Origin of the sequence: Micromonospora sp. WMMA1363, assembly GCF_030345795.1 — a bacterium.
Classification (GTDB): domain Bacteria; phylum Actinomycetota; class Actinomycetes; order Mycobacteriales; family Micromonosporaceae; genus Micromonospora.
Window position 1 is genome coordinate 3,680,795 of record NZ_JAUALB010000001.1, and the last position, 15,146, is coordinate 3,695,940.

General features: G+C 72.7%; 14 protein-coding genes. 5 read left to right on the forward strand and 9 right to left on the reverse strand.

The annotated features are described in order from the left end of the window. Positions 1-14 precede the first annotated feature (14 nt). The 3 genes from QTQ03_RS17100 to QTQ03_RS17110 are packed head-to-tail and all read right to left on the reverse strand — an operon-like array spanning position 15 to position 3,016. The gene (locus QTQ03_RS17100; RefSeq protein ID WP_289280870.1) at positions 15-1,076 is read right to left on the reverse strand and encodes a type III polyketide synthase; all 1,062 of its coding nucleotides are present in this window, start codon (positions 1,074-1,076) and stop codon (positions 15-17) included. Further along, positions 1,073-2,236, reverse strand: coding sequence for an acyl-CoA dehydrogenase family protein (locus tag QTQ03_RS17105; protein ID WP_289278926.1), 1,164 nt, complete (start codon positions 2,234-2,236; stop codon positions 1,073-1,075). Before QTQ03_RS17105 ends, QTQ03_RS17100 begins: the two co-directional genes overlap by 4 nt. Positions 2,237-2,278: 42 nt before the next feature. Next, complete coding sequence (locus QTQ03_RS17110) at positions 2,279-3,016, reverse strand: methyltransferase domain-containing protein (RefSeq protein ID WP_289278927.1); 738 nt, start codon at positions 3,014-3,016, stop codon at positions 2,279-2,281. 46 nt (positions 3,017-3,062) lie between these two features. Between QTQ03_RS17110 and QTQ03_RS17115 the strand changes: the two genes are divergently transcribed. From QTQ03_RS17115 to disA, 4 genes are all read left to right on the forward strand, one after another. After that, entirely contained in the window at positions 3,063-3,914 is an 852-nt protein-coding gene (locus QTQ03_RS17115) for a UbiA family prenyltransferase (RefSeq protein WP_289278928.1), read from the forward strand. A gap of 134 nt (positions 3,915-4,048) precedes the next feature. After that, on the forward strand, positions 4,049-4,774 hold the full coding sequence (locus QTQ03_RS17120; protein WP_289278929.1) for a hypothetical protein: 726 nt from the start codon (positions 4,049-4,051) through the stop codon (positions 4,772-4,774). Positions 4,775-4,884: 110 nt separating this feature from the next. Beyond that, entirely contained in the window at positions 4,885-6,339 is a 1,455-nt protein-coding gene (gene radA / locus QTQ03_RS17125; protein ID WP_289278930.1) for a DNA repair protein RadA, read from the forward strand. 119 nt (positions 6,340-6,458) lie between these two features. Continuing rightward, positions 6,459-7,634 (forward strand): DNA integrity scanning diadenylate cyclase DisA, encoded by a 1,176-nt coding sequence (disA, locus tag QTQ03_RS17130; RefSeq protein WP_289278931.1) that lies wholly within the window; start codon positions 6,459-6,461, stop codon positions 7,632-7,634. 30 nt (positions 7,635-7,664) lie between these two features. On the opposite strand, the gene QTQ03_RS17135 is transcribed toward disA, so the two are convergent. The 3 genes from QTQ03_RS17135 to QTQ03_RS17145 form a co-directional block, all read right to left on the reverse strand. Continuing rightward, positions 7,665-8,378 carry a hypothetical protein gene (locus tag QTQ03_RS17135; RefSeq protein ID WP_289278932.1) on the reverse strand — a complete coding sequence of 238 codons (714 nt, stop codon included), beginning with the start codon at positions 8,376-8,378 and terminating at the stop codon, positions 7,665-7,667. A 205-nt stretch (positions 8,379-8,583) separates the two neighbouring features. Continuing rightward, positions 8,584-9,147 carry a peptide deformylase gene (locus QTQ03_RS17140; RefSeq protein ID WP_289278933.1) on the reverse strand — a complete coding sequence of 188 codons (564 nt, stop codon included), beginning with the start codon at positions 9,145-9,147 and terminating at the stop codon, positions 8,584-8,586. Further along, positions 9,144-9,656: a glycine cleavage system transcriptional repressor gene (locus tag QTQ03_RS17145; RefSeq protein WP_289278934.1), complete on the reverse strand. Its 513-nt coding sequence runs from the start codon at positions 9,654-9,656 to the stop codon at positions 9,144-9,146. The genes QTQ03_RS17140 and QTQ03_RS17145 overlap by 4 nt, the downstream gene beginning before the upstream one ends. 97 nt (positions 9,657-9,753) lie before the next feature. Here QTQ03_RS17145 and QTQ03_RS17150 point away from each other — a divergent pair, with 97 nt between their 5' ends. After that, positions 9,754-10,653 (forward strand): iron-sulfur binding domain-containing protein, encoded by a 900-nt coding sequence (locus QTQ03_RS17150; protein WP_289278935.1) that lies wholly within the window; start codon positions 9,754-9,756, stop codon positions 10,651-10,653. Between the two features lie 80 nt (positions 10,654-10,733). Here the strand turns inward: QTQ03_RS17150 and QTQ03_RS17155 are convergent, their stop codons facing one another. The 3 genes from QTQ03_RS17155 to QTQ03_RS17165 form a co-directional block, all read right to left on the reverse strand. Continuing rightward, positions 10,734-11,387, reverse strand: a complete 654-nt coding sequence (locus QTQ03_RS17155; protein WP_289278936.1) for a C39 family peptidase — start codon at positions 11,385-11,387, stop codon at positions 10,734-10,736. 430 nt (positions 11,388-11,817) lie between these two features. After that, a complete protein-coding gene (locus tag QTQ03_RS17160) occupies positions 11,818-14,355 on the reverse strand; it encodes an ATP-dependent Clp protease ATP-binding subunit (RefSeq protein ID WP_289278937.1) in 2,538 nt (845 codons plus the stop codon). 435 nt (positions 14,356-14,790) lie between these two features. After that, positions 14,791-15,141 carry a histone-like nucleoid-structuring protein Lsr2 gene (locus tag QTQ03_RS17165; RefSeq protein ID WP_353890596.1) on the reverse strand — a complete coding sequence of 117 codons (351 nt, stop codon included), beginning with the start codon at positions 15,139-15,141 and terminating at the stop codon, positions 14,791-14,793. Positions 15,142-15,146: the final 5 nt, after the last annotated feature.

Here is a 15,146-nt window from a genome sequence, read left to right on the forward strand (position 1 = left end):
CCCACGGGTCGCCGTCAGCCGTCCTGCCGTTCGAAAAGCGCCGCGTACAGGGTCAACCCCGGGCCGAACGCGAGCATCACCACCCGCCGGGGCGGCACGGCGGCCCGGCACAACCGGTCCAGGATCAGCAGCACCGTCGGAGAGGAGCAGTTGCCGTGCTCGTCCAGCGTCGCGCGGGACGCGGCCAGCCCGTCCGGCGGCAGAGCCAGTTCCCGCTCCACCACGTTGAGGATGCGCGGGCCGCCCGGGTGGACCACCCAGCCATCCACCTCGGGCCGCCGGGCACCATGCCGGGCGAGCAGGTCGTCGACCAGGCCGCGGACGTGGGTGGAGAGCACCTGCGGCACCTTCGGCGACAACCCCATCCGGAAGCCGGAGTCGGTGACATCCCACGTCATGTGGTCGGCCGTCGACGTGTCGGTGATCGAGGCAACCTCGCGCAGCGCGTACCCCGCACCGTCCGGCAGCACCACGGCGGCGACGGCGGCGTCCGAGAAGAGCGCGTGCGAGACGATCTGTTGGGTGTCCACCCGGGCGGTGGAGGGCTGGATGTGCAGGCTGGTCAGCTCGGCGCAGAGGAGCAGGGCGGGGCGCCCCCGGGCGGCGACGAAGTCGGCCGCCGCGCCGAGCCCCGGCAGCGCCGCGTAGCAGCCCATGTGGCCGACGAACATGCGCTGGGTGTCCGGGGCCATGCCAAGGTCCCGGGCGAGCAGGATGTCCAGACCCGGGGTGGCGTACCCGGTGCACGAGCAGACCACGAAGAGCCCCACCTCGTGGGCGGCCAGGCCGGCCGCGGTCAACGCCCGGCCGACCGCCTCCTTGCCCAGCGGTAGGGCCTCCACCTGGTAGCGACGCATACGCCGCTCGGTCGGCCAGTCGGAGACGTCCTCCAGTAACGGGTTGACCGCGGCCTGCCGGCGACTCACCCCGGAGTTCGCGAAGACGCGCCGGGCCAGCGCCCGGGTGGTGCCGGAGAAATGTCGGGAGAAGAAGCCGTCCCACAGCTCCCCCTGGTCGGCCGAGGGCGGATGCGCCGTCCCCAGACCCGCGAGCACCGGCACCGGCCGGGCCGTCACCACCGGGGTGCCGATCCGTCGCGGTCCGGGTCCCCACCCAGCGCCACGGTGCCGAGCCAGTCGGCACACACGTCGGAGGTCGCCGGCTGCAGCGAGCCGCAGCGAGCATCCCGGTACAGCCGTTCCAGCGGATGCCCACGCCGGGTCGCCGACGTCCCGGCCGCCTCCAGCACCGAGGCCGCCACCTCGGCCGCCGTGGTGCCGGCGACCAGCTTCGCGCGCCACACCCACCGGTTGGTCTCGACGTCGCCGGGCGCCTCGTCGACCCGACGGGCCGCCTCGGCCACCACCAGGTCGGCCGCCGCGACCGCGGCGTCGGCGCGGCCCAGCCGGGCCCGGACCGCCGGCAGGCCGGTGAGACTTCGGGCGGTGAGGTGTTCGGCCGCCGCGTCGATCGCCGCCCGGGCGACCCCGACGTAGACCGCAGCGTAGCTCGCGACCAGCCAGTGCGGCATCAGCTGCGCGACGACCAGGGCCAGCCCCTCCACACCACCGAGCAGGCGATCCGCCGGCACGGTGACATCCAGGTGCAGGTCGTGCGACGAGGTGGCCCGCATCCCGAGCGAGTCCCACGTCTCCTCCACGCTCACCCCGTCACCGGCGGGCACCAGGAACTGGGAGACAACCGACGGGTCGGCGGCGCTGCGCGCGGCCACCAGGTATCCGTCGGCGTGGCCGGCCCCGGAGCAGAAGGTCTTGCTGCCCTTGATCCGCCAGCCCCCCTCCACCGGCTCGTAGACCGTGCTGAGCTGCGAGAGGCGGGCGCCCGCGCCGCGCTCACTCATCGCCACCGCGTACCAGGAACCGTCGGCCGCGGCGCGCAGCAGCCCGTCCCGGGCCGCGAGCGCTTCCTCCGGTACGCCGAGCGTCTCGGCGAGGTCCTCGGTCACCGCACCGAGCGCTCCGGTCACCGAGGCGTGCATGTTGAACACCAGAGCCGTCGCGCCGTTACCCCGGGCCAGCTCGGTGGCGACGGCCGCGTACCCGGCGAAGGTGGCGCCGTGGCCACCCAGCTCGCGGGGGACCATCAGGCCGAACAGACCCGCCTCCCGAAGGTCCCGGAAGTCGTCGACCGGAAATGAGCCGTCCCGGTCGTGCCTGGCGGCCCGAGCGGCGAGCCGCGGCGCCAGCCGGCGGACCGCCTCCACAGCCTGCGTCATGCAACCCCCTTCTCCGCGTACCGGTACCTCGCTCCGACCCCGCTATCCCCTTCGGATCCCCCAGCCCTGGTACAGCACGGCCGTCGACCAGGTCGGCACGATCCGCGGTGCTCGCCGCACGGGCCCCCCGGCTCCGCGGACCCGCCGGGCCAGCCAGCCGAGCACGCGGGTCACCTGCGGCCGGGCACCCCGCAGCCGCAGCTGGACGCCGTGCCGGCCGCACTCGGCGACCAACGCCCGAGCGTCCACGAACATCCGTGGATCGTGGATGCCCCGGGGCACCGTGGGCAGCCGCTCCGCGATCCGGACGGCCAGCAGCCGACTCAGCGCGGTGTCGTTGAGGGTGTCAAGGACGAGCAGGCCCCCCGGGCGGAGCAGGCGGCAGGCCTCGGCCACCACCCGCCGCCAGTCGGCGACGTGCTCCAGCAGCTCGCCCGCGGCGACCACGTCGGCGCGGCCGGACGCCAGCGGCACCGCGGTCGCGTCGGCGTTCAGCACCGACACGCCGTGGCTGGCCGCCTGGTGCAGCGCCGAGGTCGTGAGGTCCACTCCGACGTGTCGGTACCCCTTGCCGGCGAGGTGCGGGGCGAGCAGCCCGGCCCCGCAGCCGAGGTCGACCAGGAGGGCGTCGGGGCGGGACGCCACCGGTACGAGAGCCGCGCGGGCCGCGGCCAGCCAGTGCAGCATCGCGAACGCGCCGTCCGGCCGCCACCACTCACCGGCCAGGTCGTCGTACTGGCGCGGATCGTTGCGCGGCAGGTTACGGCCCGCTTCTCGCATGGACACGAGCCTGGCACGACTGCCCGGTAACGACCAGACTTCCCTCATGCCGTCGACAGTGCTAATGCCGGCCCTCGCCCTGGTCAGGGCGAGCCACCCGGAGCCGGCCGCCGCCGTCACCACCGTTGCCGGCCTGCTCGCCTGGGGGGTCGGGCACCGGGGCGCCGGCGTCGTCGCCGTCGTACTCACCGTTGCCGCCAGCCAGCTCGCCGTCGGCTGGGCCAACGACGCGCTCGACGCGGGACGGGACGCCGCGGTGGGGCGTACCGACAAGCCGGTCGCCGCCGGCGCGGTGAGCCGGCGCAGCACCGCCCGAGCCGCCGCGTTGGCCGCGCTCGCCACGCCGGCGCTCGCGCTCGCGACGAACCCGTCCGCGGCGCTCGTGGCCACCGCCGGTCTGCTCTCCGCCCTGCTCTACGACTGGCCGCTGAAGTTCTCGCCGCTGTCGGTGCTCCCCTACGCGGTCTCGTTCGGGTCGCTGCCGGCCTTCGTCGTGCTCGCGCTGCCCGGCGCTCCGCAGCCGCCGGTGTGGTTGGTCGCCGCCGCGGCCCTGCTCGGTGCCGGCGCACACTTCGCGAACGCGCTGCCCGACCTCGCCGACGACGCCCGCACCGGCGTCCGGGGCCTGCCGCACCGGCTCGGCGCCGTCGGCAGCCGGGCCGCGGCCGCCGGGCTGCTGCTCGCCGCGACCGCCACGCTGGTCATCGGCCCGCCCGGGCCGCCGACCGCGGTCGGGCTGGCCGCGGTGACCGCCGCCGTCGTGGTGCCGCCCCTGACCTGGTACGGCAGCCGCGCCGCCAGCCGCGCCGGGGGACGGTCGGTGGCGGCCTTCCGGGCGGTGATGGTGATCACCCTCATCGATGTCGTTCTGCTGGTCAGTAGCGGTCGCGTGGTCTGAGACCGCCCCGGGAGGTGGCATCCCCGGGTCGGCGTGCGGGGGTGGATCCGGCCCAACTACGCTTGACCGCGGTCTGCGCGGGCATGGCCACCGTGCCCGGCGTGCCGGGCGGAATCGTGACGAGGAGGACCGACGTGACGCGCTCGATCAGGGGTTCCCGGCGGGCGGCCCTGCTGCTGTCCGGTGCGGCGACGACCGGCCTGCTGCTGTCCGGGTGCGGCGCCGGCCAGGTCTCCGCGACCGCCGACACGCAGCCGTCGGTCCAGGGTGTGAGCCTCCAGACCGACGACGGTGCGTACGCCGTACGCGGCCTGTTGCTCGCCTACCCCGGCGTCGAGGGCTACCGAGCCGGGGCGAACGCCGCCCTGAGCGCGGTGATCTACAACGAGTCGCGGGACCCGGTCACGGTGACCGTCACCACCGACGACGCCCGCGAGGTCGTGATCACCGAGGCCGGGTCGCCCGCGCCGAGCGAGTCGCCGACGCAGAGCCCGTCGGTCACGCCGACGCCGGAGGGATTGGAGTCGCCCAGCCCGGTCGACAGCCCCACGGAGAGCCCGTCGCCCACCCCCGCCCCGGCCGGCCAACCGGCCCGGATCGAGATCCCGCCGCTGAGCTACGTGCAGCTCAACACCGAGGGGCAGCAGGTCCTCCAGCTGATCGGTCTGAACGAGTCGCTGCTCTCCGGCCAGAGCGTCTTCGTGACCTTCGACTTCAGCAACGGCGCCACGGTCACCGGCCCGGCCCCGGTCGCCGTGCCGCTCACCCCGGCCGCACCCCCGTCGCCGATCATCGAGCGCGAGGGCGAATACCAGGACGAAGCGGGCGGGCACGGCGGCGCGGGTGGCGCCGGGCACTGATGTCCGGTAGCACCACGGCGCCGCCCGGTAACACCACGGGACCGCCGGCGTTGGGTGAACGCCAGCCCGCCGGCGGTGTTCTCGTCGTACGTGGCAGCTAACGTCCCGGTGTGACCACCTCGCGATCCACCTCCCCGCGCGCCGGCACGGCGGGCGGGCGCAGCCGTGCCAGCGCCCGCGGGCCCCGTCCGGCCTACGAATGCGACGCCTGCGGCCACCAGCCACCCAAGTGGGTCGGGCGATGCCCGGAATGCGGCGAGTGGGGCTCGGTCGTCGAGTGCACGCTCACCGGCCCGACCGTCTCCGGGCGGGTGGTCAGTTCCCGGCTGCCCGCCGAGCCGGCCCGCCCCATCGCCACCATCAGCGCGGCCCCGGCGCGCGCCCGCCCCACCGGCGTCAGCGAGCTGGATCGGGTGCTCGGCGGCGGGCTGGTCCCCGGCGCGGTCGTGCTGCTCGCCGGGGAGCCCGGAGTCGGCAAGTCGACCCTGCTGCTCGACGTGGCGCAACAGTGGGCGGCCGGCGGGGGCAGCCCCTCGCTGGTCGTCAGCGGCGAGGAGTCGGTCAGCCAGGTCCGGCTACGCGCCGAACGGATGGGCACCCTGCACGACCAGCTCTACCTGGCCGCCGAGAGCGACCTCGCCGCGGTGCTCGGCCACCTCGACGCGGTCAAGCCCGGCCTGTTGGTGCTCGACTCGGTGCAGACCATCTCCACCACCGGCACCGACGGGGTGCCGGGCGGGGTCACCCAGGTCCGGGCGGTCACCGCGGCGCTGGTCGCGGTCGCCAAGGAACGCGGCATCGCCACCGTGCTGGTGGGGCACGTCACCAAGGATGGCCAGGTCGCCGGCCCGCGCGTGCTGGAGCACCTGGTCGACGTGGTGCTGCACTTCGAGGGTGACAAGCACTCGTCGCTACGAATGGTGCGCGGCGTGAAGAACCGGTTCGGCGCGGCCGACGAGGTCGGCTGCTTCGAAATGCACGAGGGCGGCATCACCAGCCTCGCCGACCCGTCCGGGCTCTTCCTCACCCGCTACTCGGAGCCGGTGCCGGGCACCTGTGTGACGGTGGCCATGGAGGGGCGCCGGGCCCTGGTCACCGAGGTGCAGGCACTGATCGGGGCGACCGTGGCGGGGTCGCCGAGGCGTACGGTCTCGGGGCTCGACTCGGCCCGGCTCGCCATGGTGCTGGCGGTGCTCCAGCGGCGCACCGAGCGGTTGACCCTGCACGACCGGGAGGTCTTCGCGGCCACCGTCGGTGGGATCCGGGTGGTCGAGCCCGCCGCTGACCTGGCCGTCGCCCTGGCGGTCGCCTCCGGCGGGCTGAACCTCGCCATCGCGGGGCACCTGGTGGCCATCGGCGAGGTCGGGCTCACCGGCGAGGTTCGGCGAGTCGGCGCGGTGCCGCGCCGGGTCGCCGAGGCGGCCCGGCTCGGCTTCCGGCTGGCGCTCGTGCCGCCGGGCTGCGGGCCGGAGAGCACCGGGGTCCGCACCGAACAGATGCGGGTCGTCGAGGTCTCCGACGTCCGGATGGCCCTCCAGGCGGTCGCGCGGGCGTCGGCGGAGTGACCCGGCGGCCTCCGGCTGGCGACACCGACCGGAGGCCACGGCGGGGTCGGAGAGAGGATCGTGGCACATCACAGTAACCGCGACAGCACCCACCGCAGGGCAGTCCGTAGACTGTGCGCGTGCCGATCGACCGCGACACCACCAAGCCTGCCGGCGCGACGCCCCACGCCCGCACCGGCAGCGTGGGTTCGCCCGCCCGTCCGATCAGCGTCAACGTGACCAGCGGCGCCGTTGGCGACCCGCTCCGGGCCAACCTGGCCCTGATGGCACCGGGCACCGCCCTGCGCGACGGCCTGGAGCGCATCCTGCGCGGACGCACCGGCGCGTTGATCGTCCTCGGGTACGACAAGGTCGTCGAGAACCTCTGCACCGGCGGTTTCCCGCTCGATGTGGAGTTCTCCGCCACCCGGGTCCGGGAGCTGTGCAAAATGGACGGCGCGGTGGTCCTCTCCAGCGACGGCACCCGGATCGTGCGGGCGGCGGTGCACCTGATGCCCGACCCGTCCATCCCCACCGAGGAGTCCGGCACCCGGCACCGCACGGCCGAGCGGGTCGCCCGCCAGACCGGCTTCCCGGTCATCTCGGTGAGCCAGTCCATGCGGATCATCAGCCTCTACGTCAACGGCCTGCGGCACGTGCTGGACGATTCGGCGGCCATCCTGTCCCGCGCCAACCAGGCCCTCGCCACCCTGGAGCGGTACAAGCTGCGCCTGGACGAGGTTTCCGGCACGCTCTCCGCGCTGGAGATCGAGGATCTGGTCACGGTCCGGGACGCGGTCGCCGTCGTGCAGCGGCTGGAAATGGTCCGCCGGATCGCCGACGAGATCGCCGGGTACGTGGTCGAGCTGGGCACCGACGGCCGCCTGCTCGCCCTCCAGCTCGACGAGTTGATGGCCGGCGTGGACGCCGACCGCACCCTGGTCATCCGGGACTACCTGCCCGTCGGGCGCAAGTCGCGCACGCTCGACGAGGCCCTGGTCGAGCTGGACCTGCTGACCGCCACCGAGCTGATCGACCTGGTGGCGGTCGCCAAGGCGATCGGCTACCCGGCCGCCTCGGACGCGCTCGACGCCGCCGTCAGCCCGCGCGGTTTCCGGCTGCTGGCCAAGGTGCCACGACTGCCGGTGGCCATCGTCGACCGGCTGGTGGTGCACTTCGGCAGCCTCCAGCGCCTACTCGGTGCCACCGTGGAGGACCTGCAGGCGGTCGAGGGTGTCGGGGATGCCCGGGCTCGGGGCGTGCGGGAGGGGCTCTCCCGGCTCGCCGAGGCGTCGATCCTGGAACGCTACGTCTGACCTGGCCGGCGCCGTGGCCCGCCGGGCTGGTCAGTTGGTGATGGTGAGCTTCACCGGCTCGCTGAGCTTGGTGCCGACCCGGGCGAACACCTGGTACGTGCCAGCCGGCGGGACGGGACCGGTGGCCAGGCCGTCGGCACACCGGGTGGCGTCCTTGCCGTTCCAGCCGAGCTGGTAGGAGCGCTCGAAGTTGGGCGTGAACGGCTGCACGTCGGAGCCCCTTCCGGTGCCGCAGGTGTCGGAGGACCAGACCTTCGCGGCTCCCGACTTGATGAACAGCTCCTGCACGTCCGCGCCGACATCCCGGCGGCACGTCCGGTCGGACCTGTTCTTGATCTTCAGTTGCAGGTCGACAGTGGCTCCCCGGACCACGGTGGCAGGCCGGGCCACGGCGGTCACGGTAACCTCGGCATCGGTGCAGGTGCCATCGTCGACGACCGGGGCGACCGGCGGCGGCACGTTCGCGGCCGTCGCGTCGGTCGACGGGCCCGCACCGCCCGCGTCGCCCGAGCCCTCCGGCGGCGTGCCGGTCTGCGGGGTGAGCACCGAGCCGGTGGCCTCGGGTGTCGCACCGGGCGAGGCCGCCCCCGACGTGGGCCGCGCGTCGCCGGCCGCGCCGGGCTGTTGCTCCGACCGGCTGCACGAATACAGCACGACAATCAGGAGAAGCAGCACCGCACCGAGTACAACGGCGCGACGCCGCCAGTAAACGGCGGGGGGCAGGGGGCCGACCGTCAGACGCATGATGCTCCCACCGTAACGGCGCTCCGCACCGGGCACGGACGCGACGCGCCGAGCCGCTGGCAGCTCATGCGGCGATCCTCCACTCGGGACGGTCAGCGCCGCCGACCGTACTCCAACCACGACGCACGGTGTCGATTCCGGCCACGGCGCGGAGAGCCGGGCCTGGCCTTCCCCGACGGAGCGGCCCGGGGGAGGCCGTGAAATCTCAGAGGTAGACCTTGCGTTGGTAGATCGCGTGCGCGCCGGCGACCCGGTCAAGGAACAACAGGCCGGCGCAGTGGTCGATCTCGTGCTGGAGCGCCCGCGCCTCGAACGCGTCGGTGACCAGTCGGACCACCTTGCCCGTCCCGGGTAGCGCGCCCTCCACCACCAACCGGCCGGCCCGCTTCACGTCGCCGGTCAGGTCGGGCACGGACATGCACCCCTCCCGACCGGACTTCCAGCGGCTCGCCTCCACCACCGTCGCGTTGCAGAGCACGAAGGTGCCGTGCACGGTGGCCGCCTTCGGATGGCCGGTGACGTCGACCGCGAAGACCTGCGCACCGACCCCGATCTGCGGGGCGGCCAGGCCGACGCAGCCCGGAGACACCCGCATGGTGGCGACCAGGTCGGCCGCGAGGCGTACGGTCTCCTCGGCGGTCGGGTCCACCTCGCCGCCGGCCCGGCTGAGCACCGCGGCCGGCGCGGACACCACCGGCCGCACCTCCCCCGGCACGCTGAGGATCTCGGGAGTCCAACCGCCGAGGCCGGCGTACTCCTCGCCGTTCACAGCACGTCCGGATCGGCCGGCCGCAGGGTCACGTCGACGCCCAGGTCCGCGGCGGTCGACGCCAGCCGGCCCGCCACCTTCCCGGCCGTGCCCGGCGGCAGGTCCACCTCGGCGACGACCACGTAGAGCGACCCGGCCAGCCGGGTGCTCAGGTCGGTGACGTTGCCACCCGCGTCGGCCAACACCCGGGTCATCGCCGCCACGATGCCCATCCGGTCGGCACCGTGCACTGCCATCACGTACGGCTCGCCGGTCCGCGCCAACTCGCCGTCCGGCGTCACCGCGCGTACGGTCGCCAGGAGCTGCCCGTGGGCGGCGAGGGGGGCCAGCGCGGCCTCGACGTCGGCGGCAGCCGGGCCCACGCAGATCAGCGTCATCGCGAAGTGACCCCGCAGCCGGGTCATCGTGCTGTCGGTGAGGTTCGCGCCGAGCCGGGCGAGGACCTCGGCCACGTCGGCCACGATGCCCGGCCGGTCCCGGCCGATGACGGTGATCGCGAGCTCGTTCATCCCGGCATTCTCCCCGAAGGGAGTGCCGGTGTGTCGCCGCCCCCACCCGGGCCGTCCAGCCGACGGGACGGTCCCGCGTGACATGATCGACGACGCGATGACTGAACCGACCTTCGCCACCCTGGTCAGCCGGTGGTACGCACAGAACGCTCGGGACCTGCCGTGGCGCCGGCCCGGAATCGGCCCGTGGGCGATCCTGGTCAGCGAGGTGATGCTCCAGCAGACCCCGGTCGCCCGGGTGGTGCCGGCCTGGGAGGCGTGGCTCGCTCGCTGGCCCGAGCCGGCCGACCTGGCGACGGACACCCCGGCCGAGGCGATCCGCATGTGGGGGCGGCTCGGGTACCCGCGGCGGGCGGTCCGGCTACACGAATGCGCACTGGCGATCGTGGAGCGGCACGACGGGCGGGTGCCGGACCGGTTGGAGCAGCTGTTGGCCCTGCCGGGCGTCGGAACGTACACGGCGCGGGCGGTGGCGGCATTCGCGTACGGGCAACGGCACCCCGTGGTCGACACCAACGTCCGGCGCGTGGTGTGCCGGGCGGTCGCCGGCGAGCCGGACGCCGCCCCGACCACCCGCCCAGCCGACCTGGCCGCGGCTGAGGAGCTGCTCCCCACGGAACCGGCCGCCGCCGCGCTGACCAGCGCCGCGATCATGGAGCTGGGCGCGGTGGTCTGCACCGCCCGGTCGCCGCGCTGCGGCGTCTGCCCGATCGAGTCCGTCTGCGCCTGGCGCGCCTCTGGGCAGGAGCCGCCCAGCGGGCCCACCCGACGCCCGCAGCGGTACGCCGGCACCGACCGGCAGGTCCGAGGGCTGCTGCTCGGCGTGCTCCGGGAGGCGACCGCACCGGTGCCTCGGCACCGTCTGGACCAGGTGTGGTCCGACGACGTCCAGCGATCCCGAGCCCTGGCTGGGCTGGTGACCGACGGGCTCGTCGAGCCGGTCGGCGACGCGTCCTTCCGCCTGGTCGGCGACGGGCCTCCGGTCCTGCTGCCCTGAGCGGAGCTGTCAGGCCGGCCGCCGGCGTTGGGGACGGCGAACGGGCCGGCCCCGGTGGGGGCCGGCCCGTTCGTGGTGGGTCAGCTGGTGGAGTAGCCGCGGGTGGCGATCCAGTCGGCCAGGGCCTCGGTGGTCACCCAGTACTCGGCGGTGTTCGGGTTCGCCGAGTCGGCGATCTTCACCTCGTCGCCGTCGTGGCGGTAGCCGGTGACCGAGACGTAGTGGCCGCCCTCGAAGGAGTGCACGCCGCCGTCGGTGTCGGTGGTGGTGCCGGCGATGTTGGCGACCACGGCGCGCCCCTCGTTGACGGTGCGCACGACGTCGTCACGCAGCTTGTCGGTCTGCTTGTCGTCGGCCTCGGCGTCGCTGATCTCGACGCTGCGGTAGACGTCCTCGCCGGTCTCGGTGTTCAGCACCGGGGTGATGTCGTTGATCGAGTCGGTGCCGGCCTCGGTGGTACGCATCCGCTCGGCCATCGCGTCCATGTCGATGTTCTTGCCCTGCACCGACAGGGCGTTACGGGCGGCGGCCGGACCACAGTAGTAGAAGTTCGGCTGCGCCTCGTAGGCCACGCCCAGTTCCCGCTGCTTGTCGCCGCCCTTACGGTCGGCTACCGCCGCGGTCGGGGTGGTCTGCGCCGGAGCGGCGAACGCGGCCACCGGGCCAGCGAAAGCACCACCGACGAACGCGGCACCAGCAGCGGTCAGCACAGTCTTACGCATCAGAGCAGTCATCGGTGTTCACACCTTCCGTTTCGGGGGAGGCACACACGCCGCGGTCGGGGCGTGCGGCCAGAAGGGGAATCTCGATCGGCACCCGCCGACCACCCGCGCCGGGCGGGTACGGCGGTCCGGGGGATGTAACCACGCCGACCGGCCTGTCATTCCGGCCGGCATCCAGGTACGGACGCCGGATGGCGCGGTCACGACGGTTACAACGCCCGCCCCCTGGGCCCATGCCCGGCCGCGCGGTGACGCCCGCCACCCAAAATCCCCCAAACCGACATGTGACACGCAGACGTATCGACAGTTCATCTCGGCGAACCGTACACCGGGCGCGAAGGCGCGCCGGGCGCCGTCGGTCGAGAGCCGCCGGAGGGCCGGAACTCCGGGCAGAGAAACGCGACGGCCCGGTGGCGGATGCCACCGGGCCGTCGCGGGTTGGTCAGGCGATCTGCTCGTCCGGCCCGGTGGCGGTGCCGCTCAGGTTGGCCGGGACGGCGTCCGGCACGTCGACCGGCCTGTCCGCACCACGGAAGACGAGCTTGGACTTGTCGATGTCGTTCGGGTCACCCTCGCAGTCCACCACAACGATCTGCCCCGGGGTCAGCTCGTTGAAGAGGATCCGCTCGGACAGATTGTCCTCGATGTCGCGCTGAATCGTGCGACGCAGCGGACGGGCACCGAGAACCGGGTCGAAGCCCTTGGTCGCCAGGTACTTCTTGGCGTTGTCGGTCAGCTCCAGGCCCATGTCCTTGTTCCGCAGCTGTGCCTCGATGCGGGAGATCATGATGTCGACGATCGACAGGATCTCCTGATGGCGCAGCTGGTGGAAGACGATGGTGTCGTCGATCCGGTTGAGGAACTCGGGCCGGAAGTGCTGCTTGAGCTCGTCGTTGACCTTCTGCTTCATCCGGTCGTAGTTCGACTCGGAGTCGTCAGAAGCCTGGAAGCCCAGCGACACCGCCTTGGCGACGTCCCGCGTACCGAGGTTGGTGGTCAGGATGATGACCGTGTTCTTGAAGTCCACGATCCGGCCCTGACCGTCGGTGAGCCGCCCGTCCTCCAGGATCTGCAGGAGCGTGTTGAACACGTCCGGGTGGGCCTTCTCGATCTCGTCGAAGAGAACCACCGAGAACGGCCGGCGCCGCACCTTCTCGGTCAGCTGCCCGCCCTCGTCGTAGCCCACATAGCCGGGAGGAGCACCCACCAGCCGGGAGACCGTGTACCGGTCGTGGAACTCGGACATGTCCAGCTGGATCAGCGCGTCCTCGCTGCCGAACAGGAACTCCGCGAGGGCCTTGGACAGCTCGGTCTTACCGACACCGGACGGGCCGGCGAAGATGAACGAGCCGGACGGGCGCTTCGGGTCCTTCAGACCGGCCCGGGTACGCCGAATCGCCTTCGAGACCGCCTTGACCGCGTCCTCCTGGCCGATGACGCGCTTGTGCAGCTCGTCCTCCATGCGCAGCAGCCGCGAGGTCTCCTCCTCGGTCAGCTTGTAGACCGGGATGCCGGTCCAGTTACCGAGCACCTCGGCGATCTGCTCGTCGTCGACCTCGGACACGACGTCCAGGTCACCGGCCTTCCACTCCTTCTCCCGCTGCGCCTTCTGGCCGAGGAGCTGCTTCTCCTTGTCGCGCAACTGGGCGGCCCGCTCGAAGTCCTGCGCGTCGATCGCGGACTCCTTGTCGCGACGCACCTGAGCGATCCGCTCGTCGAAGTCCCGCAGGTCCGGCGGCGCGGTCATCCGGCGGATCCGCATCCGGGCGCCGGCCTCGTCGATCAGGTCGATCGCCTTGTCCGGCAGGAAGCGGTCGGAGATGTACCGGTCGGCCAGCGTCGCGGCGGCCACCAGCGCGGCGTCGGTGATGCTCACCCGGTGGTGCGCCTCGTACCGGTCCCGCAGGCCCTTGAGGATCTCGATGGTGTGCGCCAGCGACGGCTCGCCCACCTGGATCGGCTGGAAGCGGCGCTCGAGGGCGGCGTCCTTCTCCAGGTGCTTGCGGTACTCGTCCAGCGTCGTCGCACCGATCGTCTGCAGCTCACCGCGGGCCAGCATCGGCTTGAGGATGCTCGCCGCGTCGATCGCGCCCTCGGCGGCACCCGCACCCACCAGAGTGTGGATCTCGTCGATGAAGAGGATGATGTCACCCCGGGTGCGAATCTCCTTCAGCACCTTCTTCAGGCGCTCCTCGAAGTCACCGCGGTAGCGGGAACCGGCGACCAGAGCACCGAGATCGAGGGTGTAGAGCTGCTTGTCCTTCAGCGTCTCCGGCACCTCACCCTTGATGATCTTCTGGGACAGGCCCTCCACCACGGCGGTCTTACCGACGCCGGGCTCACCGATCAGGACCGGGTTGTTCTTGGTACGACGGGAGAGCACCTGCATGACCCGCTCGATTTCCTTCTCGCGCCCGATGACCGGGTCGAGCTTGCCCTCACGGGCGGCCTGGGTCAGGTTGCGGCCGAACTGGTCCAACACGAGGCTGGTCGACGGCGCGGCCTCACCCGGCGCGGCGCCGGCCGCGGCGGGCTCCTTGCCCTGGTAGCCGGAGAGCAGCTGGATCACCTGCTGACGGACCCGGTTGAGGTCGGCCCCCAGCTTGACCAGCACCTGGGCGGCGACGCCCTCACCCTCGCGGATCAGACCGAGCAGGATGTGCTCCGTGCCGATGTAGTTGTGGCCGAGTTGCAGCGCCTCCCGCAGCGACAGCTCCAGCACCTTCTTGGCCCGCGGCGTGAACGGGATGTGCCCGCTCGGCGCCTGCTGGCCCTGGCCGATGATCTCCTCGACCTGCTGGCGGACGCCCTCGAGGGAGATGCCGAGGCTCTCCAGGGCCTTCGCCGCGACGCCCTCACCCTCGTGGATCAGGCCCAGCAGGATGTGCTCCGTACCGATGTAGTTGTGGTTGAGCATCCGGGCCTCTTCCTGGGCCAGGACGACAACCCGTCGCGCTCGGTCGGTGAACCGCTCGAACATGCCCTCGTGCTCCTCACGTGCCGTGCGCCTTGATGGTCAAGATCTTGGCGGGGCCGGTGCGCGGGCGTCCGGGACGGACGTCCGTGCCTCATCACTCTATCGCCGCGGACCGACCCGGCTGAGGTCGTGTGTCCCCGCCAAGCGCCGAGTACGCGTTGTTTTGCACAACCGTCCGCGCTCAGCCGGTGTTCCGGTAGCCTCGCCGCTACGCGCAGAGCGAAATTCGGCGGCCTCCCGGACACCGCGCAAGAGCGGGTGGAGCGCCACCGCACCGGGCCGGGTCTCGCCGGACCGCCCACCGGCTGTGGGACTGGATCTGCACCGACCGTGGAGAACACGGGCTCACCGGCGTTTCTTCCCGCCGGACTGGCCAACCATACGGCGACGCCGGCCCGGAGCGGTGCTCCGAGCCGGCGTCCGCGGCCCGCCCCCGGCTCAGTGACCGGCGCGAGCGTGGTAATCGTCAACGATCTCCTGCGGGATCCGACCCCGGTCGGAGATCTCCTTGCCGGCCTTCTTGGCCCAGGCGCGGATCGCCTTGTTCTGCTCCCGGTCGGCGGTGGCGCCGCCCCGACCCCGGGCGGCCCGGCCACCCACGACCACGCCACCCCGACCGACCTTCGTGCCGCTGGCGACGTACGGAGCGAAAACGTCCCGCAATTTCTCGGCGTTGACGCTCGACAGATCGATCTCGTACTGAACGCCATCGAGGGCGAACTTGACGGTCTCGTCAGCGTCCCCGCCGTCCAGGTCATCGACCAGCTTATGAATGATCTGCTTGGCCACGTCCC

What these genes read in the sequence shown, in the direction of transcription:
- QTQ03_RS17150 (WP_289278935.1), top strand. Translation starts at nt 9,754, where the DNA reads ATGACTGAACCGACCTTCGCCACCCTGGTCAGCCGGTGGTACGCACAG.
- QTQ03_RS17110 (WP_289278927.1), bottom strand. Translation starts at nt 3,016, where the DNA reads ATGCGAGAAGCGGGCCGTAACCTGCCGCGCAACGATCCGCGCCAGTAC.
- QTQ03_RS17160 (WP_289278937.1), bottom strand. Translation starts at nt 14,355, where the DNA reads ATGTTCGAGCGGTTCACCGACCGAGCGCGACGGGTTGTCGTCCTGGCC.
- QTQ03_RS17135 (WP_289278932.1), bottom strand. Translation starts at nt 8,378, where the DNA reads ATGCGTCTGACGGTCGGCCCCCTGCCCCCCGCCGTTTACTGGCGGCGT.
- QTQ03_RS17145 (WP_289278934.1), bottom strand. Translation starts at nt 9,656, where the DNA reads ATGAACGAGCTCGCGATCACCGTCATCGGCCGGGACCGGCCGGGCATC.
- QTQ03_RS17115 (WP_289278928.1), top strand. Translation starts at nt 3,063, where the DNA reads ATGCCGTCGACAGTGCTAATGCCGGCCCTCGCCCTGGTCAGGGCGAGC.
- QTQ03_RS17105 (WP_289278926.1), bottom strand. Translation starts at nt 2,236, where the DNA reads ATGACGCAGGCTGTGGAGGCGGTCCGCCGGCTGGCGCCGCGGCTCGCC.
- QTQ03_RS17155 (WP_289278936.1), bottom strand. Translation starts at nt 11,387, where the DNA reads ATGACTGCTCTGATGCGTAAGACTGTGCTGACCGCTGCTGGTGCCGCG.